The organism is Arthrobacter sunyaminii (assembly GCF_018866305.1).
Classification (GTDB): Bacteria; Actinomycetota; Actinomycetes; order Actinomycetales; family Micrococcaceae; genus Arthrobacter_B; species Arthrobacter_B sunyaminii.
Map to the genome: position 1 here is coordinate 2,338,740 of NZ_CP076456.1, position 21,434 is coordinate 2,360,173.

Sequence of the window (21,434 nt, forward strand, 5' to 3'; positions counted from 1 at the left end):
AGCCAGCAGGGCAAGCGCGAAGACTCCACCACCACCCGCCGGCGGGGGCAGCTCAAGTGCCGTTGGTCGGCGTAGCGGGGTCCGGGTATCGGTGCGAGCCCAAATGGGACGGGTTCCGGGCAGGCGTCTAGGTCGGGGGCGGGGCACCCACATCTGGTCCCGCATGCCGGGATCTGACCGGACGTTTCCCCGCTCCAGTTGAGGCAGTCCACGAGAAGCTGTCACTCGGGTACGTCCTGGATGCAGAGGCGGTCATCCGGTCGGGGGAGCGAAACGATTTCGCTGCTTGGGCAGACGTGGCTCACAGGCTAGCGGACTGACAGAGTTCCGGATTCACAGGCTCGCGGACCCTAAGCGCCACCTCATCCAGGAGGGGTGGCGGTTGGGGGTTCTCTATGACGAAGATCAGGCAGGTACGAGGCCGAAGTACAGCTTGTAAGACCCCCCATTGCCGTTGAGGAACGGACTTTCGATGCGGTAACCAATCCCGTGGAACTCGGAGTTTCCTTCGGGACGCGTGGCTGTCAGCACCATGTCGCGGGCACTGACACGCATGTTTGTTCTGCCGATCGTGTCATCTCCCAGGTCAAAGAGGTCGAAGAAGGCTCCGCCGAGTTCGGGCACGACCTTCCCAAGAAGCGCATCGGCCGCCACGGCAACAATTGGGCCCACGACAGGGATGCTTTTAAGGGCTTTGACGCCTTCGTCGTGCGCCATCCGGAAGGCTTCCTCCATGTTCTTGCGGTCTTCACTCACATCGCCGAAGTCGTGCTCCATCAGATGGATGTTGATTTCCATGCCGTATGGCCGCCCGCGCCACAGCTCGATCGAGTCTGGCTGGGAGTGGTTTGAGTTCACGCCCTCATAGACCCGGGTTGTGACACGGTTTTGTCCCACTGGTGTGAACACTCCCAGGACTGCATAGGTCTCGTCAGCCCCAGTTCCGGCATCCTCTCCGGTTTCCCGGAAGCAGTAGAAACCGGTGAAGTGGAGCACCACATCACCGAGGTGTTTCGCCCCGGTGTCCGGCCACCAGCAGATGTCTCCATGCTGGAAGGAATTGGCCCGCCCGCCTTCGGGAAAGTTCTGCTCATCACTCGTGGGGTAGCCCAGATAGGAGGTCTCCCAGCCCAGCTCAGACCAGAGCTTGCGTATGTCGCCGTAGATGGCATGGGCGCCGGTTTCCGGTGTCCAATAAATGGAGGCGGTTCCCCCGTTGAAGTGGTTGAATCGGCCTACTCCGTCTGGAGTGGGCAGCTCGTCCGTGCTCGGTGCACCGTAGTTCAGTCCCCCAACTTCAACCCATTTTTGGTAAATAGCTCCATGGACAAGGTAGGCGGCCGACGAGTGGTCGTCGTAGCAGATGCACTTTCCATCGGGCAGCGTCCAGATTTGACCAATGGTCTTGTCCACCGGCTCGCCCAGTGCTGCGACCCCACCCAATGCATCGTATTTTTCCTTAATGCGGCCGTCCTGGCGCAACGGCCGTGTAGCAACATCAGGTGTTTGACGAACATCCAACTTTCCGCCACCCGATATTGGGTCTGTGTTTTGACGCATTACCATCAGCTCCTCTACCGATCAACCTGGTTGGTTGGCACCATGGTATGGAGGGAAGAACAACGTTCAGCGCACCTAGTCGCATCGGGAAAAACCGCTTGACGAAAGCGAGCTGAAATGCTTTACCTGCCTGGTTACTCATGCCCAGACCTACAGCCTGCGCTCACTCATACTGGTTGAGCACGGAGGCCTCCATGGATCTGGACCTGTCCTGCGTAGAGAGTTTCGTCGTACTCGCCTATGAGAGGCATTTTGGTCGTGCTGCAGCCTGCCTGAACCTCAGCTCTTCCGCACTCTCCAAACGCCTCGCCCGGCTGGAGAGACAAGTCGGTGTCCGGCTGATTGACCGGGACCCAGGCGGGTATGTTGAGCTGACGCCTGCCGGAGACCGTTTCATCAGCCACGCCCGCGAACTCCTGCGCCATGCCCGGGAGGCTCGCCGACATGCGCTTCAGGGGGAGGGAAGCCCCATCGTCCACTTGGGCATTCCCGGATCGCCCTCCGACCACATACCCGTGCCGACATGGAAAACCATGGTTACTGCCATCGCTCAGACTCTCCCAACCTGCCGCCTGCAGGCATGCAGCGTTCCCTATGGCCGGGTGGAGGAAAGCGTACTGACGGGCCGCGTAGACGTTCTTCTCAGCACCGGAGAGTTTGATCATTCTGGCCTCTCAACCACAGTGTTGATGCGGGTGGGCAGGGTGCTGCTTGTGCCTGTGCACCATGAACTTGCCGGGGAGAGACGTATTCGCGCTATGGATATGGCGGATCTCCCTCTCATCCGGGAACCAACCGCCACAACCCGCTGGATGAAACCGTGGCTTCTGGGCGACCTCCGAGATCCGGCAGACACACCCACAGTAGACGTTAGCGCCCGGACGCTGGCCGATGTCCAGAAAGCAGTGCTGGATGGGAGGGCAGCAACCGTCGCATCCGCCACGCTCGTTCCGATGGTGCGTCCGGGTCTGACGGCCCTCCCGTTGCGGGATGTTCCATCCATACCCTTGTTTGCCGTGCGTCGGCGTCACGACGAACGCGATGAAGTCCTGACGGTGATTGAAGCCCTCCGTGTACTCACCGCCGCCTTCGTGACCACTCACTCACAGGAAGTACCGGATGGCTCTCAAGCGGTAGCGGCCCCAGCGAACTCATAACCGCATTAACCGCAAGACTGTCCAATGCAGGCAGCTACGAAGGTTTAGCAGCCCGGGCCAGGACTGCGGCGGCGGAACAGTCCCGCAGCCGCCGTCACAAGGTTAGGCGGCTGTTGTGCCGGCCTCCCTGAACATCGGGATGTTCTTCGCACTGCTGTTCATCGCTGCATACCGGTTACCCGGTGGGGTCGCGGCCACCGTCGGGGCCGTGCAACCGCTCCTGATCGCGGTCATCGCCTCCGGCTGGATCGGAGAGAAACTGACACCGGCAAAACTCACGGCAGGGATTGCCGGCCTGATCGGTGTGGCCATGCTCGTCCTCCAATCCCAAGCCCGGCTCGATCTCATCGGGGTCATCGCCGCCCTTGGCGGTGCGATCGCCATGGCGTGCGGTGTGGTCCTGACCAAGAAATGGGGCAGACCCGACACCCTGTTGGCCACCACGTCCTGGCAACTCGTCGCCGGCGGACTCTTCCTCACCCCCATCGCTTTCCTCGTCGAAGGCCCACCACCGGCCCTGACCCTGCCGAACATCGCCGGGTACCTCTACCTCGGTGTCATCGGCACTGCCCTGGCCTACACCCTCTGGTTCCGCGGGATACACCTTCTACCAGCATCAACCACGGCGATCCTGGGTCTTCTCAGCCCACTCGTCGCCACCCTCGCAGGATGGACACTCCTCAGCCAAGCCCTGACCCCGGTCAACTAATCGGGGCGACTATCATCCTCAGCACCCTCGTCCTGAGCACGCTCCGACCACCACCGAACACGACGGCCATCCCATATCCCGCTTCCCTCCAAACCACTCCGGGAGCAGAAAACGCACGGTGAACGATCCCCAAGCGTGACCCGCATGTCCCGCCATAGGACGCGGAGCACCCGAACTGTCATGGCAGATTTGAATAAAGAGCACGGCTTCTAGCCCGGTCCGCCTGCCCGTAAGCCGATCCCTACCACCGCGCATATCGATCCGCGGTGGCGTCTAGTACGGACCGGAGCACCTCATGACCACTTATGCCCTCACCGCCGCCGCCATAGGCCAGCTCGGTCGCATGGTTGTCGCTGACCTGCTTGATTCACGGCGTCGCTCTGGCCGACCTTTACGCGGTCTTCCGTGACCCTGCAAAGACGCAGTCGCTCGTGAACAGCGCGTCCGCAAGCCGGTCGCTGACCGCACTTGTTCGTTGCGGTATCGAGAGTATCTCGAACGATCGTTCACTGACTGGTTGAGACCACCATCGTTTTCGTTCACCCGTGCTCCCTCAGACCCCTTAAAAGTGGTTGGCTACGTGCGGGTTACCTGTCTCGCCTTGATCCGTCTCCCCAAACCTTGACTTGCCCCCCCGGGAGAGCAAAAAATGTGCCATGACCAGTTCCGCACCTAATATTCCGCGGCCACCGTGGTACAGGCGTCGATGGGTTACGGCGGCGCTGAAAGTGGTGGCGAAAGCCCTGGCAACGCTTCTGATAACGCTTCTGGGAGCGGTGGCCGCCATCGCGATCGCACCGTTGACTCCTTGGTTCGACCGCGCGTTGAGTCAATGGAAATACGTCGATCCCACTTGTGCGGATCCTCAGGGACATACCTGCGTACGATGGTCAAACGGCCATGCATGCCTTCGATGGTCGTCCTGGTTCCGGATGGGTGCCAACTACTGCATCCCCCGACAGCGAGGACTTCAGTTTAGATGCATTAGGCTCGTTCGATGACTCGATCACCTTGGATTTCGACAGTCCTCAGCAGATCGCTCTAGTGTGCGTGCTTAATGGCAATGGCGCCAGCTGGATTTCCTACATGCGTGCAGACCGCGTTCGCACTGTGGAGGTCAGTCTTAGTCTCGGTGACCGGGAGAAACCACTCACGCGCCGTACCTCGTTGCGCACCCTGCCAGAATATGAGATACAGACCCGTCAGAAGCTCGAGCTGCCCGGCTCAGCACCTGTGTGGCAGAAGAACGAACCGTCATACGATCGGCTAAAGCTTACGCTGCCCGAGCGCTGGATGGGCATAGCTGTCGACGATCCGCATACGATTCCGACCATCGATCTCCCAACCCATCAGGTGATGCTCGCCAAGGTGGAGGTATGGGTTCACGCAGAGCAGTGACGTCTGGTTCGCGTTAGCGGTTCCGCCAGCCTCCCATCCAGAACAGACGGAACAGCGGTTTGCTCTGCCGTCCCCGTTCCCGGCGCTGGTTCGCTGGCAGAGCCGGTTACATCGGATGTTGGAGCCGGATCGGGCCCATTTTCATTGCCTGCGTCAGTCCCGGACTCCGGGCGCGGGGTGGAGTTCACCTCCCCCGCAGCGAGCTCAACGCTGCCGACCTCCGCATTTGTTCCACCGCCACGAAGCACGGTGACGCCTGCCGTGAGGCCGATCAGCAGACAGACGGCAAGGACAGCACCGCGCAAGGACATGAGCCAGCGCCGCCGGGGCGTTCGCGTTGCGGTGGAGGATGCCGTGTCCCAGCGGTGTTCTGCCATACCGCCCAAGCTAGAGCGGCGCCGGGACCTGCCGATGAAAGAGTCCGGGATGTGTGTAGAACAAGGGCTGTTCCGTCACATCCGAACTCCCTGTGCAGGGACATCAGGCGGGCTACCGCAGGTCCGTCGCTGAGGGAGATTCCGAAATCGGAGCATCAACAGGGACGGGCCAGCGACCCGTGGCCTGGCGATAATCAATGGCCCGCAACAGGGGCCTCAGATCGTAGGCGCTGATGTTCATGCTGAGCTTCACTCCGTGAACGGACCTCACGTCCAGGAATTGCTGACCTCTCAAAGGAGCCACGCTGTAATGCGCAATCTCCCGGTAGCGAATGACCTGCTCCTTACCGAGCACACTGCGGAAAACCACCTCATAGGGTCCAGTCACGATGTAGAAATTGCGGTACATGGCGATGAAACCGATTCCACCGGCAAGAATCGCCGCCGAAGCGATTCGGGCACCGAGCGGGCCTTCGGGCCAGGTAAAGGCCCATATCCCCATAAGAAGCCCCACTACAACAAACAGCCACCCTATAAAGGCAATGAACTTAGGCATCCTCACCCGCTCCGGATAATCCTTGGCCCGGTTGAGGTACCTCCGCGCCCACCAGGCAAGTGCTGCAATTGCCAGGGTCATGGCTATGTTGAGAGCGGCCTCCAGGGACATCCTTGATCTGCCTATCGTTCGTGTGTTCGGGGAGCGGGAGCAGTTCCACCCCGGATGATGCTTGAAATAATCTACCGCCTATTGCACCAGCGGCCACTGTTCGCTTGCTGTCTGCCCAAGGAGCGGCCCGGTAAGATTGACGGTGCGCATTACCCGATCTCCGGGCCTGCGCACGCCCCCACCCCTATCCAGGAGCCCGAACCCGTTGAATAAAAAGTCCCTCCAGACCGACGGGTTCACCGGATTCCGGTCCGTGAACACCCTGGACATCAATCGGATCCCGCAGCGGCAGGGACTCTTCGCTGTTGTGAGGCCGCAAGGCTTTGAACCACGGTTCCTCCGCACCAGCACGGCCGGCGTCTTCAAAACGAAAAACCCTTCTCTGCCTAAAGACAAGCTCACCGCTGAGTGGGTGCCGAACGCGGACATACTGTTTATTGGAAAAGCCAGCCCCGGCAGCAAGGGCAACCGCGGGCTCCGGCGCCAGATCTCTGAATTTGTGGACTTCGGAAACGGCTTGCCGCCGGGACACTGGGACGGCCGGCTGATCTGGCAGCTGGCGGACTCGGAAGACCTTCTCCTGGCATGGAAGGAGCTGCCGGCTGAACAGCTCAATCCGGCGCTGGCGGCATACCACGCGCAGTTCCTGCAGGCTTACGGCAAACTGCCGTTCGCAAATCTTGTCCAGGCCCGCGTCTGAGGCACAGATACCCTTCAGGCACCAAAATCGTCGGACGGCTGGTGCCGCCCTGATGGAGCGGCATTGACCTTCGCGGCATCAATGTGGCGCATTACCAATGCAGCGGAGATCAAAGCAGCCGAAAAAGTGAGACAAACTTGCGGGGCGTGTAAATATACTTGGGTCAAAACCACGAAGAACCCGTTCTCACCGTTGAAGTTGAGCGCACAGAAGTTCCGAATGAACGGGTCAGTGAGCACCAGTACGAGAAGGCCTACCGCGCCAAGGACAATTCCTGCACGCAATGTTCGGCGATACAGACTTGATGGTTCTGTTCCCGCCACTTTTCCTCCAGGGAATGCATTTGGTCCAACCAGTGCTTCACCTAAACATACGACGGCGGCGGGAGCAACCACGTATAGGCCTAGCTGCTTCCGGGTCCGGCTTCCGGCCCGGAAACCTGCACCTGCGGTGCAGCTCCGGAATCTCCGGAGACCGCCACGGCCAGCACACCCAGTCCGGCATGGGCTGCCAGCACGGCGGGCAGCGAGCAGATCATCAGTTCGACGTCGGGGGCGGCCTCCGCGATGGTTCCGGCCAGACGCTCGGCCTCCACTTCATTGCCGAAGTGATGCACTGCCACCCGCACCCGGCCGGTGCGGGCGGTGATGTTTTGCCGGACCAGTTCGGTGAGCCGGGCCAGCGCACGGGGCGCGGACCGCACCCGTTCCAGCGGAACCACCTTGCCCTCACGCACCACCAGGATGGGTTTGACCGCAAACAGGGTGCCGAACCAGCCGGCGGCGGCGCTGATCCTGCCGCCGCGGCGCAGCTGCTCCAGGCTGGGAACGTAGAAAAGTATGCTGGCGGACTTCGCCGCTGCGCGTGCCGCATCGGCCACGGCCGCCGCTGTTCCGCCGTCGCGCGCCGTTTCCGCAGCGGCGGCGACGGCGAAACCCACGCCCATCGCCACACTGGCCGTGTCGATGACGGTCACGGGAACGGCAGCGGTCCGGGCCGCCAGCCGGGCGGAATCCACGGTTCCGGACAATTCGCCGGAGAGATGCAGCGAGACAATCGACGAACAGCCCGCCGCAGCCAGCTCTGCATAGGCGGCCTCGAACTGCCCCGGCGCGGGACGGGAGGTCCGTACGTCGGACCCCTGCGCCAGAGCCAGCGCGAGGGCGCCGATCATGCGGTCGGTGCCCTCACTGTAAATCTGGTCGCCGATCATGACCGGCATGGACACTACGCGCACCAGGTCGGTGACCTCGGCGGACTGAGCCCAGTTTTCCGGCAGCGCAGCGGCGGAGTCTGTGACCACGCCGACCCGGGGTGCGGGGGCGGTCCCGGTCCCGGTTTCCCGAAGCCGCCCCCGTTTGGCGCGCGCGGACAGCTTGTCCAGCCAGTCCACGTTCATAGGTCCCCCGAATCAGCGTGCACGGTGTTCTGTCGTGAGGGCCAGCCTACGCCGGAACGATGTTCACGAGCTTCGGAGCGCGCACGATCACGGTGCGGATGCCGCGGCCGTCGAGCGTTTTCTGCACGGCGTCCGAGGCCAGCGCCAGTTCGCGCAGATCCTCCTCGCTGATGTCGGCGGGCACCTCCAGGCGGTCGCGGACCTTGCCCTGCACCTGGACGACGGCGGTGACCGTGTCCTGGACCAGCAGGGTTTCGTCCACGGCCGGCCAGCCGGCGTTCGCCACGGAGGCCGGACGGCCCAGCAGAGCCCACAGGTCCTCGGCGGTGTACGGGGCGAACAAGCTCAGGATGATCGCCACGGTCTCGGCGGCTTCGCGGACCGCGGGGTCCGCTCCGCCGACGCCGGAGTCGATCGCCTTGCGGGTGGCGTTGACCAGTTCCATGGTCCGGGCCACCATCACGTTGAACTTGTTGTTCTCCAGCAGTTCGGCGGCATCGGCAACCGTGCGGTGCGTCAGCGCGCGCAGCTTCTTGTCGCCCTTGGCGAAGTCGACGCCGGGTTCGCTGGTGACACCCTGGCCCAGGCGCCAGGCGCGGGCCAGGAACTTCGCGGAGCCCGACGGCGAAACGTCCGCCCAGTCGACGTCGTCCTCCGGCGGGGAAGCGAAAATCATGGTCAAGCGCACGGCGTCCACGCCGTACTTGTCCAGCTGCTGGCCCAGGTCAACGCCGTTGCCCAGCGACTTGGACATGGCCTTGCCGCCGTTGAGGACCTGGCCCTGGTTCAGCAGCGAGCTGAACGGTTCGCTGGCTTCCAGCAGGCCCATGTCATGGACCACCTTGGTGAAGAAGCGCGCGTACAGCAGGTGCAGGATGGCGTGCTCCACGCCGCCCACGTACTGGCCGACCGGCATCCAGTTCTTCGCGGCCTCCGGATCGAACGGTCCGTCGGTGTAGTGCGGGGAAACAAAGCGCATGAAGTACCAGGAGGAGTCCACGAAGGTGTCCATGGTGTCGGTGTCGCGCTTGGCCGGGCCGTCGCAGTTGGGGCAGGAGACGTTGACCCAGTCCTCGGCGGAAGCCAGCGGAGAGGTGCCCTTGGGTGCCAGCGCCTCGCCCTTCAGCCCGGTGGGCAGAGTGACGGGCAGCTGGTCATCGGGAACCGGAACCTCGCCGCACGTCTCGCAGTGGATGATCGGGATGGGCGTGCCCCAGAACCGCTGGCGGGAGAGCAGCCAGTCGCGCAGGCGGAAGTTCACGAACTTCTCGCCTGTGCCCTGTTCCTCGAGCATTTCAATGGCGGCGGGAATGGCTTCGGACTTCGGCAGGCCGTCCAGCTTGCCGGAGTTGATGAGGGTGCCTTCGCCGGTGGTGGCGATGCCGGTCTCTGCCGGATCCTCTTCGCCGGTGTCCAGGACAGCCTTGACCGGCAGGTCAAAGGTCTTGGCGAAGTCCAGGTCGCGCTGGTCATGCGCGGGCACGGCCATGATGGCGCCGGTGCCGTAGTCGGCCAGCACGTAGTCGGCGGCCCAGACGGGCAGCTTCTCGCCGTTGAGCGGGTTAATGGCGTAGCGGCCGGTGAAGATGCCGGTCTTGGTGCGCTCGGTGGACTGGCGCTCGATGTCCGAGAGGGCCTTGACCTGCTCGCGGTAAGCCAGCAGGGCGTCCATGTTCTCGTCGGTGGTCAGCTCAACCGCCAGCGGAGCGTCCGCTGCGACGACAAAGAACGTCGCTCCGGCCAGGGTGTCCGGGCGGGTGGTGAAGACGGTGACCTGCTCGGCCGGCTTGTCGCCGTCGGCCTCGATGGTGAACCGGACGTGCGCGCCTTCGGAACGGCCAATCCAGTTTTTCTGCATGGCGAGCACACGCTCGGGCCAGTGGCCCTTGAGCTGCTCCATGTCATCCAGCAGCCTGTCGGCGTAATCGGTGATCTTGAAGTACCACTGGTTCAGCGACTTCTTGGTGACCTGGGTGCCGCAGCGCTCACAGGCGCCGTTGACAACCTGTTCGTTGGCCAGCACGGTCTGGTCCTTGGGGCACCAGTTGACCGGAGAGTTCTTGCGGTAGGCCAGGCCCCGCTCGTAGAAACGCTTGAACAGCCACTGCGTCCAGCGGTAGTACTCAGGGTCCGAGGTCTGGAGCCGGCGCGACCAGTCCACACTGATGGCGTAGCGCTTGAACGACGCGGCCTGCGTGTCGATGTTGCGGTAGGTCCAGTCGCTGGGGTGCGCGTTGTTCTTGATCGCGGCGTTCTCTGCAGGCAGGCCAAAGGAATCCCAGCCGATCGGATGCAGCACGTCGTAGCCGAGCTGGCGCCAGTAGCGCGCGACGACGTCGCCCATGGCAAACGCTTCGGCGTGGCCCATGTGCAGGTCACCGGAGGGGTACGGGAACATGTCCAGAACATAGCGGCGTTCCTTGGAACCGTCGTCGGCGGGCTGAAAGACACCCAGCTCGTCCCAGACCGCCGGCCACTTCTGCTCAATGTCCGCAAAACTGTATACGGCCTCTTCAGACTCATCCGTCTGTGACTGCGTACTCACTGTTGTCGCCTCTGTCCTCAAAGAAATCCTGTTGATCCGCGGTTGCCGGTCCGTGCCGGTCCCGCCGCTTAAACTCAAGTTTCGTCACGCTCTCCCCCAGACACACAAAAGCCCCTCGGCAGGCAAGGGGCTGGGCCGCGCACGGACGGTGCGCGGCTACCTAAGAAGGAGGAAAGCGTTCATCTTTCCACTTTACAACAGCCGCCTCTTTGCGGCAGCCGCGCCACAGCCTTATGACGGACTGATCGCATACAGCAGCGAATCCTCCCACTTGCCGCGGATTAGCTTGTGCGCGGGCAGGCGGGCTTCCAGCACCATTCCGGTTTTCTCCAGCACCCGGGCTGACGCGGCGTTGCCCGGCCGGCAGGTGGCGCGGATGCAATCCAGCCCCAGCACTGTAAAACCAAAGTGCACGACGGCGGACGCGGCCTCGGTCGCGTAGCCGCAGCCCCAGCGGTCTGCGGCGATGACATACCCAACCTCGCCGGTGCCGGCGTGGTCCAGTGTCAGCCCCACGGAGCCGAAGGGCCCGCTCCCCGGTCCTTCACCGCCGTCGGGTACGGTCACCGCAAAGGTGTAGGCCCGCCGCGGATCCTGCTGTTCCTCCGCCCGACACGCTGCGAGGAAGTCGCGGCTGTCCTGCAGGGTATTGGGGCCCCATTCAACGTATTCGGTCAGCCGCCGGTCGGACGCAAAGCCGTGCACAGCCGACAAATCCGCCTCCCGGTAAGGGCGCAGGAGCAGGCGTGGCGTGTGCAGTTCCATCCGGCGATTCTGCCGCATTCGGAATAGTTTTCACGGGTTCCGTATCTTTTTGGCGTGCCCGTGCGTCTACCGGGCAAGGACATGGCGCAGTGTCATGCTTTTGATCAGGCACCGCCGTCGGCGGGGAAACGAGGGGAAATGTCAATGGCACTTGAGGCGGGAACGGCAGCGGTACGCGCTGTCCGCGCAGCAGCGGAGACGCCGGCTTTCGCGGATAATCGAAATGATTTGCGCCGCGCCCGCCGTGATTTCCTGGTGGCGCTGGAGCCCGTGAGGGGCTCCGTGTACGCATACTGCCGCAGCTTGACCCCCACGGTATGGGATGCGGAGGATTTGCTGCAGGAAACACTGACCAAAGCCCTGGCGGAAGCCTCGCAGCGGCACGAACCCATCCTCAATACTGAGGCGTGGCTGGTTCGGATTGCCACGAACACCTGGATAGATTCACTGCGCCGCAGCAGCCGGGCGGTCTTGGAGTGGTCCGATTCCGCCCCTGAACTCCCGGACGAGACCGCTCCTGATCCGCTGGCAAACCTGGACGTGGAGTCTGCCCTCCGTCAGTTGCTGCACCTCCTGCCCCCGCGGGAGCGGGCGTGCGTGGTCCTCAAAGATGTGTTCTCCTATTCCCTGGCCGAAATCGCCGGCATGCTGGAGACGACTCCGGGCGCCGTGAAGTCGGCCCTGCACCGCGGCCGGGCCACCCTCCAGGCAGCCCGCAGCGGTTCAGGAATGGGTGCGTCTTCTTCCGCACATCCCGGGACTGAAACCGGCGCCGTGCCGCCGGCGGATCACGCGCGGCTGCTGCGCCGGCTGGCGGTTGCCTTCAACGCCTATGACATTGATGCCATGGTGGACCTCTTCCTGGCGGGCGGGCGGTCCGAGGTCATCGGCAATGTCAGCGAAACCGGACACGAACAGATCCGCACCGGGTCCATGTCCCACACGTTCGGTGCGGACGCCGCCGAACTTTACCAGGCAACTGTCCATCACTTCGGCGGTGAGGACATCATCCTGCTGTGGGAGCGGCCGAAGGAAACGCCGGAGGCTCCCGGGGTGGTGGCGGATGTCCTGCGCGTGCGCGCTGCCCACGGTGCGCCGCTCATCGCGGAACTGAAGTGGTACTTCTTCTGCCCGGAGGTTCTGGCCGAGGTGGCCGGCGGGCTGGACCTGCCGTTCAAGACCAACGGGGTGAGCTACTTCTAGCCTGCCGTCGCGTCCGCCGCAGCAGCGTCCCTCGCAGATCGGAACCCCAGAAACGCCTCCCGACTGGTGCGCGAGGGCGTAAAGCCGAACTCATTCTTGAGTGCCGTATTGTCCAAAACCGGCCGGTAGCGCAGGAAACGGAGCTGCTCCGGTCCGTGCACGGTCAGCTTCAGCTTGTGTCCCAGCCACAGCCCGGCGGCCAGCAACGGGGCCGGCACGCTGATGGTCCGCTTTCCCATGAGCGAAGCAATCTCGCGGACCGTCAGTGCGCCGTCGCCTGCCACGTTGTAGATCCCGCTGCGGCCGGTGAGGACGGCCTGCACCATGGCGTCAGCGACGTCCTCGTCCCAGATGAAGACAAACGGCGAGTCGCTGCCGGCCACCCGCAGCAGCCGGGGCGCATCAAACAGGGCGGTGATCTGGTTTTGCACCCGCTCCCCCAGGATGGTGCCGATCCGGAAGATGGTCTGCTTCAGATCGGGATGGTCGCTGCGGAGCCGGGCCAGCTCTTCTTCCACCAGACGTTTGTGCCGGGAATAGGCGAACTCGTCATTGCCGCGCAGCGGATGCGCTTCGCTGAGCCAGGGTGCGTTGTCCGCGTGGTAACCGTAGGCAGCCCCCGAAGAGGAGATGACCACATGCTGAACCCCGGCGGAGATACAGGCCGCCAGGACATTCCGGGATCCCACCACGTCCACCTGGAACTCCTGTTCCCTGCTGGTGTCTTTGCCCGGGTTCACGATGGCCGCCAGATGAACCACGGTGTCGATGCGGTGAGCCTTCAGCAGCCGGCCGACGTCCGGCGAGCAGACATCGGCCAGCGCGTACTCGACGCCGTCGAGCCGCCGGTCTGCGGCGGGTTCGCGGATGTCCAGGCTGAGGACGGAGCTGATCCCGGGGTCCGCTGCGAGCCGGGCGACGACGGCGCTGCCCAGGAATCCGTTGCCGCCGGTTACGCAGACCCGGTTCACAGTGCAGCCTCCCGGGGTTCCCCTGCAGCGGCACGCCGGGCATCCCGCCGCCTCCACCACGCGGCCAGCAGCAGTCCGGCCAGGATGTCCCAGATCCCCCACCACGCCGCAACCATGGCCATGCCGCCCAGGCCGGAGAAAAACGTCAGGGTCAGCCCGAGTCCCAGCCCGGTGTTGCGCGCGCCCACCTCAAAGGTGACGGCCCGCCGGCTGGCTTCATCCAGCCGGACGGCCGCGGCACTGAAGTAGCCCACCGCCAGCGCAATGGCGTCATGCAGCAGCACCACCAGGAAGATGGTGCCCAGATGTTCGCGCAGCGGGCCCAGATTGCTCGCCGTCCCGGCAACGATAAAGGCCAGGAGTGCTACCAGCCCGATCCGCTGCACCCAGGGCCGGAGCCGGTTAATGATTCCCGGAAAGCGGCGGGCCAGAGGCATTCCAACGGCAAAGGGAACTCCGATAATCAGCAGCACCTGAATCAGCATCCCGCCGCGGTCCAGGGAGAAGTCGCGCATCAGCGAGGCCGTGGAGGGGCTCAGCGCCGCCCAGAAGGCCACGTTCAGGGGCATCACGATGATGGCCACGAGGTTGGACACCGCTGTCATGGACGCTGAGAGCGCGACGTCGCCGTGTGCCCGGTGGGTGAGGACGTTGGAAATTCCGCCCGGCGGACAGCAGGCCACCAGGATCATTCCAAGAGCAATGGAGGCCGGGACCTGCAGGGCCAGAGCTATGCCAACCGTTACCGCCGGCAGCAGCAGATACTGTGCCGCGATGCCCAGCACCACCGCTTTCGGGCTGCGCAGCACGGTGCGGAAGTCCGAGGGCCGGACCTCCAGTGCGATCCCGAGGATGATGACGGCCAGGACCACGTTCAGGGTCACCAGCGAGCCGGGAGAAAAGTTCAGCACGACGTCGTCGATGGGCATCAGCGCCGCGCCTCCGCCAGTGCGGGCTCAGAAACGCCGGAAGCGGCGGCCGGGCCGGCAAGCCGGGCCAGATGGGCCGCGAGCTCTGCCCGGTAAGCGTCTTTGTTGACGTAGTGGCTCCCCCGGTCAGTACCGTGGTAGCGGTAGCCGCCGGTGACGTCCGGTGAGGGGCCGTTGATGGTGCTGCGGAAGGCCCCTGCAATCTCGGGCGCTTCCCGCTGCGCAGCGAGATACGCAGCCACCAGCTCGGCCTGGCGGTACCGGCCCTCCCAGCCGAGGCCGGAAGCTTCCACCATGCCCACCACCATCAGGTTTTTCGCCTCTCGGCTGAAGATGTTGAGATAAAGATCCGGGGACGGCCCGTTCCCGCCCAGCAGCTCCGGCCGCAGGAACGGATAATCCAACACGTAGCCGGTGGCCAGCAGAATGAGGTCATAGTCCCCGGCACTTCCGTCACGGAAATGCACGGTGCTGCCCTCGAAGCGGCTGATATCCGCCTTCACCTGCAGGTTGCCGTGGCCCAGATGGTGCAGGATCAGCGAGTTGACCACAGGATGCGACTCATAGATTCGATGGTCCGGCGCCGGAAAGCCAAAGCGGTGCGGGTCGCCGGTAAACATGCGCAGCAGCCGTTTGTCGATGAATTGCTTCAGCGGCCGAGGCAGGGGTTTGCCCTGGTTGAGGGTGTCGGTGGGTCGGCCAAACACGTATTTCGGCACAAAGTAATAGCCTCGGCGCACGCTGATGTCCACCGTGGCTGCGTGGTGCACGGCGTCCACCGCTATGTCGCAGCCGCTGTTTCCGGCGCCCACGATCAGCACGCGTTTTCCGGCAAGGTCGGTGGCCTTCTTGTACTGTGCCGAGTGGCGGATCTCGCCGGAGAAGTTGCCGGGAAACCGGGGAATGGCCGGGGTGTGCAGGGTGCCTGTGGCGACGATGACGGCACTGAACCTGCCGCTGCCGGCACCCTGCCCGTCCTGCCAGGTCAGCTGCCACCCGTCGTCGGCCGTTACCGCGTCCGTTATCCGGGTGGAGAAGCGGATGTGGCGGTACAGGCCGAAGGTTTCCGCGTACCCGCTGAAGTATTTCCGCAAATGGCTGTGGCCGGGATAGTCCGGCGTGCCGGCCGGCATCGGATAATCCGCAAAAGCGGTAGTGGACTTCGAAGAAATGAGGTGTGCCGACTCGTAGACCGTGCTCACCGGGTTATCAATGTTCCACAGCCCGCCCACGTCGGTGAACTGCTCAAAGCCGACAAAATCCAGCCCCCGGCGTGAGAGCGCCCGCATGGCAGCCAGTCCGCTCGGCCCGGATCCGATGACAGCTACCGGCAATGCCCCGTCCCCTGCTGTTGTGGAGAATTCCAATACCCGCGCCTGCTTTCGTGACCTGCATCACCTTTGATGCTGCTGGAACGCTACCGAAGTGTTCACAGTGGGTCAAACCGCCTCACCGGCCGGCTGCAGATCCCTTGAGGCATGAAAAGGGCCCCGGCGTTTGCCCGCCGGGGCCCAATCCTCACTTGTTGTCTTCAGACGTCCAGGTGCCGTCCGAAGACGCCGCGTGCCGGTTACAGCACGTCGTCGTCAACCCAGTCGAAGGTCCGCGTGACGGCCTTGGACCACAGTCGCATCTGACGCTGGCGTTCGCTGTCTTCCATCTGGGGGGTCCAGCGCTTGTCTTCGGCCCACTTGGTCTCGAGCTCGTCGGTGTCGTTCCAGTAGCCCACTGCCAGGCCTGCCGCGTAAGCAGCACCCAGGGCTGTCGTCTCCACGATCTTGGGGCGAACCACGTCCACGCCGAGGATGTCGGCCTGGAACTGCATGAGTGCCTCGTTGGCCACCATGCCGCCGTCCACGCGCAGTTCGGTGAGCGGAACGCCGGAGTCGGCGTTGACGGCGTCGAGCACCTCGCGCGTCTGGAAAGCCGTGGCTTCCAAGGCCGCACGGGCGATGTGGTTCTTGTTCACGAAGCGGGTCAGCCCGACAATCGCGCCGCGCGCGTCGGAGCGCCAGTGCGGAGCGAAGAGTCCGGAGAAGGCCGGAACAATGTAGACGCCGCCGTTGTCGGTGACCTCGTTGGCCAGGCGCTCAATCTCCGGGGCGCTCTGGATCATGCCGAGGTTGTCGCGCAGCCACTGAACCAGCGACCCGGTGACGGCGATGGAGCCTTCCAGTGCGTACACCGGCTTGGAATCGCCGATCTGGTAGGCCACGGTGGTGATCAGGCCGTTCTCGGAATGGACAATCTCCTCACCGGTGTTGAAGATGAGGAAGCAGCCGGTGCCGTAGGTGTTCTTGGCGGCACCCTGGCCAAAGGCGGCCTGGCCGAACGTGGCGGCCTGCTGGTCGCCGAGGATGCCGGCAACCGGGGTTTCGCGCAGCAGCTGCGAGGTGTGCACCGTGCCGTAGACCTCGGAGGAGGACTTGATCTCCGGCATCATCGACAGCGGAACACCGAAGTCCTTGAGGATGTCTTCGTTCCAGGTCAGGCTGTCCAGGTTCATGAACAGCGTGCGCGAGGCGTTGGTGACGTCGGTGATGTGCACGCCGCCGTCGGTTCCGCCGGTAAGGTTCCAGACAATCCAGGAGTCGGTGTTGCCGAAGAGCAGGTCGCCGGCTTCGGCACGTTCCCGTGCACCCTCAACGTTGTCCAGGATCCACTTGATCTTGGTGCCCGAGAAGTACGTGGCCAGCGGCAGGCCAACGCGGTCCTTGTACCGGTCCAGGCCGCCGTCCTTGGCCAGCTCGTTCACCGTTGGCTGCGTGCGGGTGTCCTGCCAGACAATGGCGTTGTAGACCGGCTTGCCTGTGGTCTTGTCCCAGACCACGGCCGTTTCGCGCTGGTTGGTAATGCCGACGGCGGCGATGTCGTGCCGCGTCAGGTTCGCCTTGGACAGTGCGGTACCGACGACTTCGCGGACGTTGGTCCAGATTTCCTCGGGATCGTGCTCCACCCAGCCGGCGCGGGGGAAGATCTGCTCGTGTTCCTTCTGGCCGGTAGAGACAATGTTGCCGTCATGGTCAAAAACGATCGCACGGCTGCTGGTGGTGCCCTGGTCAATCGCAATGATGTAACTCTGGTCAGGCATGTTTCGCTCCTTTTACAGGGGGACGTACAGGGATGCGGCGGGAACAGTCCGCCCGGGGGAAAGCCTTAGACAACAGGCATCGGAATGCCGTTGAAGACAATGCCGGCCAGCGACCCGCCGATGATGGGCCCGACAACCGGCACCCATGCGTAAGCCCAGTCGCTCTTGCCCTTGTTGGGAATGGGCAGCAGCGCGTGGACGATGCGGGGGCCGAGGTCACGCGCAGGGTTGATGGCATAGCCGGTGGGGCCGCCAAGCGAAGCACCGATGGCAACCACCAGGAGACCCACGGCCAGCGGGCCGAGCTCGTTGGGGGTTCCGCCGAAGGCGAGGATGACGAACACCAGCACGAACGTGCCGATAACTTCCGTCACGACGTTCCAGCCGTAAGAGCGGATGGTCGGGCCGGTGGAGAACACGCCCAGGATGTTCTCTGCATCGGGTTCGTCATCGAACTGTTTCTTGTACGCCAGCCAGGCCAGCACGGCACCCAGCATTGCGCCAAGCAGCTGCGCGACCAGGTAGACCATCACGGAGGCAAAGCTGGTCTCCACTCCGGGTGCCAGGTCTGAACCGTTGAAAAGCAGACCCATCGTCACTGCCGGGTTCAGATGCGCGCCTGATTGAACCGCCACGAACACACCCGCAAACACACCGAGGCCCCAGCCGAAGTTGACCATGAGGGTCCCTCCGCCATTGCCCTTCGTCTTGCGCAGGGCCACGTTCGCGACCACACCACAACCAAGCAGGATTAGCATTGCCGTTCCCGCAAACTCACTGAGGAATACCTCACCGAGAGTCACCATTGACTTCTCCATCCTTCGAATTTTCTCGAACCAGCCGATTGCCCGCTGGCCTGTCTCAACTGTGCCATGACTCCCTCCCCGGGTGGACCCACAGCCGGCGGCAGTGCCGCCGTCGCATTTGCGAATTATTGCTGTTCTGCATTAGTGCGTTCCAGCGTTTCCCCCAACACCGCATCCACCAGAGAAGGAGGCAGTGCACGGAGACAGAACGTTTCCGTTTGCTCAGACTTACCGGCCAACCGTACTCGGGCTGAATTCACTCGGCAACCGTCATCCTCGGTAGAGTCTTGTGCATGGAACCGGCACCCAAACTCAACTTCAACAACGGCGTCCGCATGGATCAGGTGGGCTTCGGCACCTACAAGGTACCCGCTCCTGACGCGGCGGATCTTGTCACTCTGGCCCTCGGCACCGGATACCGCCACATCGATACGGCGGCGTTGTACGGCAATGAAGAGGGCGTTGGCGAGGCGGTACGGGACTTTATCGCAGACGAGAATGTCAACCGTAATGAGATATTTCTCACGTCAAAAGTCTGGAACACGGACCAGGGTTACGACTCCACCCTGCGTGCCTTCGACGCCACCATGGCACGCCTTGGTCTGGACACCCTCGACCTGTACCTCATCCACTGGCCCTGCCCCGAGCGGGGGTTGTTCATTGACACGTATCGGGCTTTGGAGGAGCTGTACCGCTCCGGCCGGGTTCGCGCCATCGGGGTGTCCAACTTCCTGCCGGACCACCTGCAGCAGTTGATGGACGCCACCGACGTGGTCCCTGCCGTCAACCAAGTGGAACTGCACCCCTGGCTGCAGCAGCGTCCGCTGACCAAGCTGCACCAGGAGCTGGGCATCCGCACCGTTGCCTGGAGCCCGCTGGGCCGCGGTGCCGTCCTCGCGGATCCGGTCATCTCCTCCATCGCCGCAGATCTGGGAGTCTCGCCCGCCCGCGTGATCCTGCGCTGGCATATGGAACAGGGGAATATCGCCATTCCCAAGGCCAGTTCCGCCGAGCGCATCGCAGAGAATCTGGACGTCTTTTCGTTCGAATTGACGCCCGAGCAGCAGACTGCCATCACCGGTTTGGACCGGAACCAGCGCTCCGGATCCCATCCGGACAAGGTCAACTAATGCGCACAGCACCACGGGACAGGCAGGTGGCAGACATCAGGCTGACGCGCAGCGCGGATGTCCGCACCATTGCTGTGGACGGCACCCTCCAGCGCTGCTGGGACTTTCCAGCAGTCCCCGGCCACCCCTCGGGTTCCCCGATCTTCATGGTCCACGGGTTCCGCGGCGACCATCACGGCCTGCTGCGCGTGGTGGAGGCACTTCCCCAACACCGGATCCTGGTGCCCGATCTGCCGGGCTTCGGATCCGGGCAGCCGCTGCCGGGAACGCACGACGTCGGGGCGTACGCCGGCTTTGTTGCCTCTTTGCTGTCCTCCGAGAGGCTAGGCCTCGGCCCGGATACGGTTTTGCTGGGCCATTCCTTCGGCTCCATCATCGCGTCCCGGGTGGCCGCGGATCACCCGAAGCTGCTGAGTGAACTGGTCCTGGTCAATCCCATCTGCGAACCGGCGCTGGAAGGCCCCAAAGGCATCACCAGCAAAGCCGCCGAACTTTACTATCTGGCCGCTGCCCGCCTGCCCGAGTCTCTGGGCATGGCCCTGCTGCAGCACCCGGCCATTGTCCGGGGCATGAGCATCTTCATGGCCAAAACCCGGGACCCTGCGCTGCGCCGCTGGATCCACGGACAGCACGCCGCCTACTTCAGTGCCTTCGCCAACCGTGATGTGGTCCTGGATGCCTTCCGTGCCTCCATCTCCACGACCGTCCGGGACAGCGCCGAACAGCTGGCCATGCCCGTCCTCCTGATCGCCGCGGAGCGCGATGACCTCGGCTCCGTGGCCGGACAGGAGCGGTTGGCCGCGCTGATTCCCGATGCCGAGCTGCACGTCCTTCCCGGCGTTGGCCACCTGGTCCACTACGAAGCGCCGGCCGAAGCGGCACGGCTGATTTCCGATTTCCTGCTCCGGAGACACGCATGACACTGCGCATAGCCGTGGATGCCCGTTTCACCCGCATCGATCACCATGACGGAATCAGCCGCTACGGCGCTTCCCTGATCGAAGCTGTGTCCCGGCACGCCTCTGTACTGATGCTGATTTCCGACGAACGGCAGCTGGCCCTGCTGCCGGACCTGCCCTGGGTGAAGATCAACAGCCCGCTCTCCCCCGCCGAGCTCCTGGTGGCCCTGCGCGTGAACCGGTACAGCCCCGACGTCGTCGTGTCTCCCATGCAGACCATGGGCAGCTGGGGACGGCAGTATCCGCTGATCCTGACCCTGCATGACCTGATCTACTATTCGAATCCGACGCCGCCCGGTTTCCTGCCGCTGCCGGTGCGGGCACTGTGGCGGCTGTACCACCTCGCGTACTGGCCGCAGCGGCTGCTGCTGAACCGGGCCGACGTCGTCGCCACCATCAGCGAAACCACCCGTGCCCTGATGATGCGCCATCGGCTCACCCGGCGTCCGGTCCGCATTGTCGGCAACGCTCCCCAGCCCGGTGCCCTTGTCCGGGATCCCGATGAAGCCCCGGCGAAGAGCCTGCTCTACATGGGGTCCTTCATGCCCTACAAGAACGTGGAAACCGTGATCCGCGGCATGGAGCACCTGCCCGGCTACACGCTGCACCTGCTGAGCCGGATCACCCCGGAACGGCGCCGTGAGCTCGAAGCACTCGTGCCGCCGGGGACCGACGTCGTGTTCCACAACGGGGTCAGCGACGAGGAATACGAGGACTTGCTGCGCACCTCCACCGCGCTGGTGACGCTGTCCCGGGCCGAAGGGTACGGGCTGCCGATGATCGAGGCGATGGCGCTGGGAACGCCCGTGGTGGCCAGCGACATTCCGATCTTCCGTGAAGTTTCGGGCGGGGCAGCCCTGCTGGCGGATCCGGACAGCCCCAAGGAGTTTGCGGATGCAGTGCTCACGCTGGCGGATCCGCGGCGCTGGCGGCAGGTCTCGGAGGCCGGACTGCGGCGCGCCGCGGAGTATTCGTGGGACACCTCTGCCGTGCAGCTTGTGGAAGCAGCACAGGAGGCCGTCCGGCAGCATCAGGCCGGCCGTTCAGGCAGGTAGTCCGCTCGGCGGC

The 21,434-nt window shown here is 63.8% G+C and carries 19 protein-coding genes; 8 read left to right on the forward strand and 11 right to left on the reverse strand.

The window, feature by feature from the left end; translation table 11 throughout:
• Positions 1–405: 405 nt before the first annotated feature.
• Positions 406–1,560 carry an LGFP repeat-containing protein gene (locus tag KG104_RS10435; RefSeq protein WP_207346968.1) on the reverse strand — a complete coding sequence of 385 codons (1,155 nt, stop codon included), beginning with the start codon at positions 1,558–1,560 and terminating at the stop codon, positions 406–408.
• Positions 1,561–1,754: 194 nt separating this feature from the next.
• Here KG104_RS10435 and KG104_RS10440 point away from each other — a divergent pair, with 194 nt between their 5' ends.
• The 3 genes from KG104_RS10440 (at position 1,755) to KG104_RS10450 (ending at position 4,824) form a co-directional block, all read left to right on the forward strand.
• Positions 1,755–2,717 carry a LysR family transcriptional regulator gene (locus KG104_RS10440; RefSeq protein WP_207346969.1) on the forward strand — a complete coding sequence of 321 codons (963 nt, stop codon included), beginning with the start codon at positions 1,755–1,757 and terminating at the stop codon, positions 2,715–2,717.
• Between the two features lie 115 nt (positions 2,718–2,832).
• Positions 2,833–3,426, forward strand: coding sequence for an EamA family transporter (locus KG104_RS10445; protein WP_237688579.1), 594 nt, complete (start codon positions 2,833–2,835; stop codon positions 3,424–3,426).
• A gap of 900 nt (positions 3,427–4,326) precedes the next feature.
• Positions 4,327–4,824, forward strand: a complete 498-nt coding sequence (locus KG104_RS10450) for a hypothetical protein (RefSeq protein WP_207346970.1) — start codon at positions 4,327–4,329, stop codon at positions 4,822–4,824.
• Positions 4,825–5,313: 489 nt separating this feature from the next.
• On the opposite strand, the gene KG104_RS10455 is transcribed toward KG104_RS10450, so the two are convergent.
• A complete protein-coding gene (locus KG104_RS10455; RefSeq protein ID WP_237685171.1) occupies positions 5,314–5,838 on the reverse strand; it encodes a hypothetical protein in 525 nt (174 codons plus the stop codon).
• A 235-nt stretch (positions 5,839–6,073) separates the two neighbouring features.
• Between KG104_RS10455 and KG104_RS10460 the strand changes: the two genes are divergently transcribed.
• Positions 6,074–6,568, forward strand: coding sequence for a hypothetical protein (locus tag KG104_RS10460; protein WP_207346971.1), 495 nt, complete (start codon positions 6,074–6,076; stop codon positions 6,566–6,568).
• A 14-nt stretch (positions 6,569–6,582) separates the two neighbouring features.
• Here the strand turns inward: KG104_RS10460 and KG104_RS10465 are convergent, their stop codons facing one another.
• From KG104_RS10465 to KG104_RS10480, 4 genes are all read right to left on the reverse strand, one after another.
• The gene (locus tag KG104_RS10465; RefSeq protein WP_207346972.1) at positions 6,583–6,963 is read right to left on the reverse strand and encodes a hypothetical protein; all 381 of its coding nucleotides are present in this window, start codon (positions 6,961–6,963) and stop codon (positions 6,583–6,585) included.
• 8 nt (positions 6,964–6,971) lie between these two features.
• A complete protein-coding gene (locus KG104_RS10470) occupies positions 6,972–7,967 on the reverse strand; it encodes a DegV family protein (protein WP_207346973.1) in 996 nt (331 codons plus the stop codon).
• 46 nt (positions 7,968–8,013) lie between these two features.
• Positions 8,014–10,512, reverse strand: a complete 2,499-nt coding sequence (gene leuS, locus KG104_RS10475) for a leucine--tRNA ligase (RefSeq protein ID WP_372434131.1) — start codon at positions 10,510–10,512, stop codon at positions 8,014–8,016.
• A gap of 231 nt (positions 10,513–10,743) precedes the next feature.
• Entirely contained in the window at positions 10,744–11,277 is a 534-nt protein-coding gene (locus tag KG104_RS10480) for a GNAT family N-acetyltransferase (protein WP_207346974.1), read from the reverse strand.
• A gap of 144 nt (positions 11,278–11,421) precedes the next feature.
• Between KG104_RS10480 and KG104_RS10485 the strand changes: the two genes are divergently transcribed.
• Positions 11,422–12,480, forward strand: coding sequence for an RNA polymerase sigma factor (locus tag KG104_RS10485; RefSeq protein WP_207346975.1), 1,059 nt, complete (start codon positions 11,422–11,424; stop codon positions 12,478–12,480).
• Here KG104_RS10485 and KG104_RS10490 read toward each other — a convergent pair.
• The 5 genes from KG104_RS10490 to KG104_RS10510 all read right to left on the reverse strand — a co-directional run bounded on the left by KG104_RS10490 (position 12,477) and on the right by KG104_RS10510 (position 18,274).
• Positions 12,477–13,451 (reverse strand): SDR family oxidoreductase, encoded by a 975-nt coding sequence (locus KG104_RS10490; RefSeq protein WP_207346976.1) that lies wholly within the window; start codon positions 13,449–13,451, stop codon positions 12,477–12,479. The genes KG104_RS10485 and KG104_RS10490 overlap by 4 nt on opposite strands.
• Positions 13,448–14,380, reverse strand: a complete 933-nt coding sequence (locus KG104_RS10495; protein WP_207346977.1) for a bile acid:sodium symporter family protein — start codon at positions 14,378–14,380, stop codon at positions 13,448–13,450. Before KG104_RS10495 ends, KG104_RS10490 begins: the two co-directional genes overlap by 4 nt.
• Entirely contained in the window at positions 14,380–15,747 is a 1,368-nt protein-coding gene (locus KG104_RS10500) for a flavin-containing monooxygenase (protein WP_237686884.1), read from the reverse strand. Before KG104_RS10500 ends, KG104_RS10495 begins: the two co-directional genes overlap by 1 nt.
• A 203-nt stretch (positions 15,748–15,950) precedes the next feature.
• Positions 15,951–17,471 (reverse strand): glycerol kinase GlpK, encoded by a 1,521-nt coding sequence (glpK, locus tag KG104_RS10505; protein WP_207346978.1) that lies wholly within the window; start codon positions 17,469–17,471, stop codon positions 15,951–15,953.
• 65 nt (positions 17,472–17,536) lie between these two features.
• Positions 17,537–18,274 (reverse strand): MIP/aquaporin family protein, encoded by a 738-nt coding sequence (locus KG104_RS10510; protein WP_104054802.1) that lies wholly within the window; start codon positions 18,272–18,274, stop codon positions 17,537–17,539.
• A 296-nt stretch (positions 18,275–18,570) separates the two neighbouring features.
• Between KG104_RS10510 and KG104_RS10515 the strand changes: the two genes are divergently transcribed.
• Genes KG104_RS10515 through KG104_RS10525 form a run of 3 tightly spaced genes read left to right on the forward strand, consistent with a single transcriptional unit; the run spans position 18,571 to position 21,421 of the window.
• Positions 18,571–19,407, forward strand: a complete 837-nt coding sequence (locus tag KG104_RS10515) for an aldo/keto reductase (protein ID WP_207346979.1) — start codon at positions 18,571–18,573, stop codon at positions 19,405–19,407.
• Entirely contained in the window at positions 19,407–20,327 is a 921-nt protein-coding gene (locus KG104_RS10520) for an alpha/beta fold hydrolase (protein ID WP_207346980.1), read from the forward strand. Before KG104_RS10515 ends, KG104_RS10520 begins: the two co-directional genes overlap by 1 nt.
• Before the next feature lie 2 nt (positions 20,328–20,329).
• Positions 20,330–21,421 carry a glycosyltransferase family 4 protein gene (locus KG104_RS10525; protein ID WP_207347189.1) on the forward strand — a complete coding sequence of 364 codons (1,092 nt, stop codon included), beginning with the start codon at positions 20,330–20,332 and terminating at the stop codon, positions 21,419–21,421.
• Positions 21,422–21,434 lie beyond the last annotated feature (13 nt).

Bases quoted from the DNA above. Each gene is read 5' to 3' on its own strand.
- KG104_RS10435 (WP_207346968.1), bottom strand. From the start codon at position 1,560: ATGCGTCAAAACACAGACCCAATATCGGGTGGCGGAAAGTTGGATGTT.
- KG104_RS10440 (WP_207346969.1), top strand. From the start codon at position 1,755: ATGGATCTGGACCTGTCCTGCGTAGAGAGTTTCGTCGTACTCGCCTAT.
- KG104_RS10450 (WP_207346970.1), top strand. From the start codon at position 4,327: ATGCATGCCTTCGATGGTCGTCCTGGTTCCGGATGGGTGCCAACTACT.
- KG104_RS10455 (WP_237685171.1), bottom strand. From the start codon at position 5,838: ATGACCCTGGCAATTGCAGCACTTGCCTGGTGGGCGCGGAGGTACCTC.
- KG104_RS10470 (WP_207346973.1), bottom strand. From the start codon at position 7,967: ATGAACGTGGACTGGCTGGACAAGCTGTCCGCGCGCGCCAAACGGGGG.
- KG104_RS10480 (WP_207346974.1), bottom strand. From the start codon at position 11,277: ATGGAACTGCACACGCCACGCCTGCTCCTGCGCCCTTACCGGGAGGCG.
- KG104_RS10485 (WP_207346975.1), top strand. From the start codon at position 11,422: ATGGCACTTGAGGCGGGAACGGCAGCGGTACGCGCTGTCCGCGCAGCA.
- KG104_RS10495 (WP_207346977.1), bottom strand. From the start codon at position 14,380: ATGCCCATCGACGACGTCGTGCTGAACTTTTCTCCCGGCTCGCTGGTG.
- glpK (WP_207346978.1), bottom strand. From the start codon at position 17,471: ATGCCTGACCAGAGTTACATCATTGCGATTGACCAGGGCACCACCAGC.
- KG104_RS10515 (WP_207346979.1), top strand. From the start codon at position 18,571: ATGGAACCGGCACCCAAACTCAACTTCAACAACGGCGTCCGCATGGAT.
- KG104_RS10520 (WP_207346980.1), top strand. From the start codon at position 19,407: ATGCGCACAGCACCACGGGACAGGCAGGTGGCAGACATCAGGCTGACG.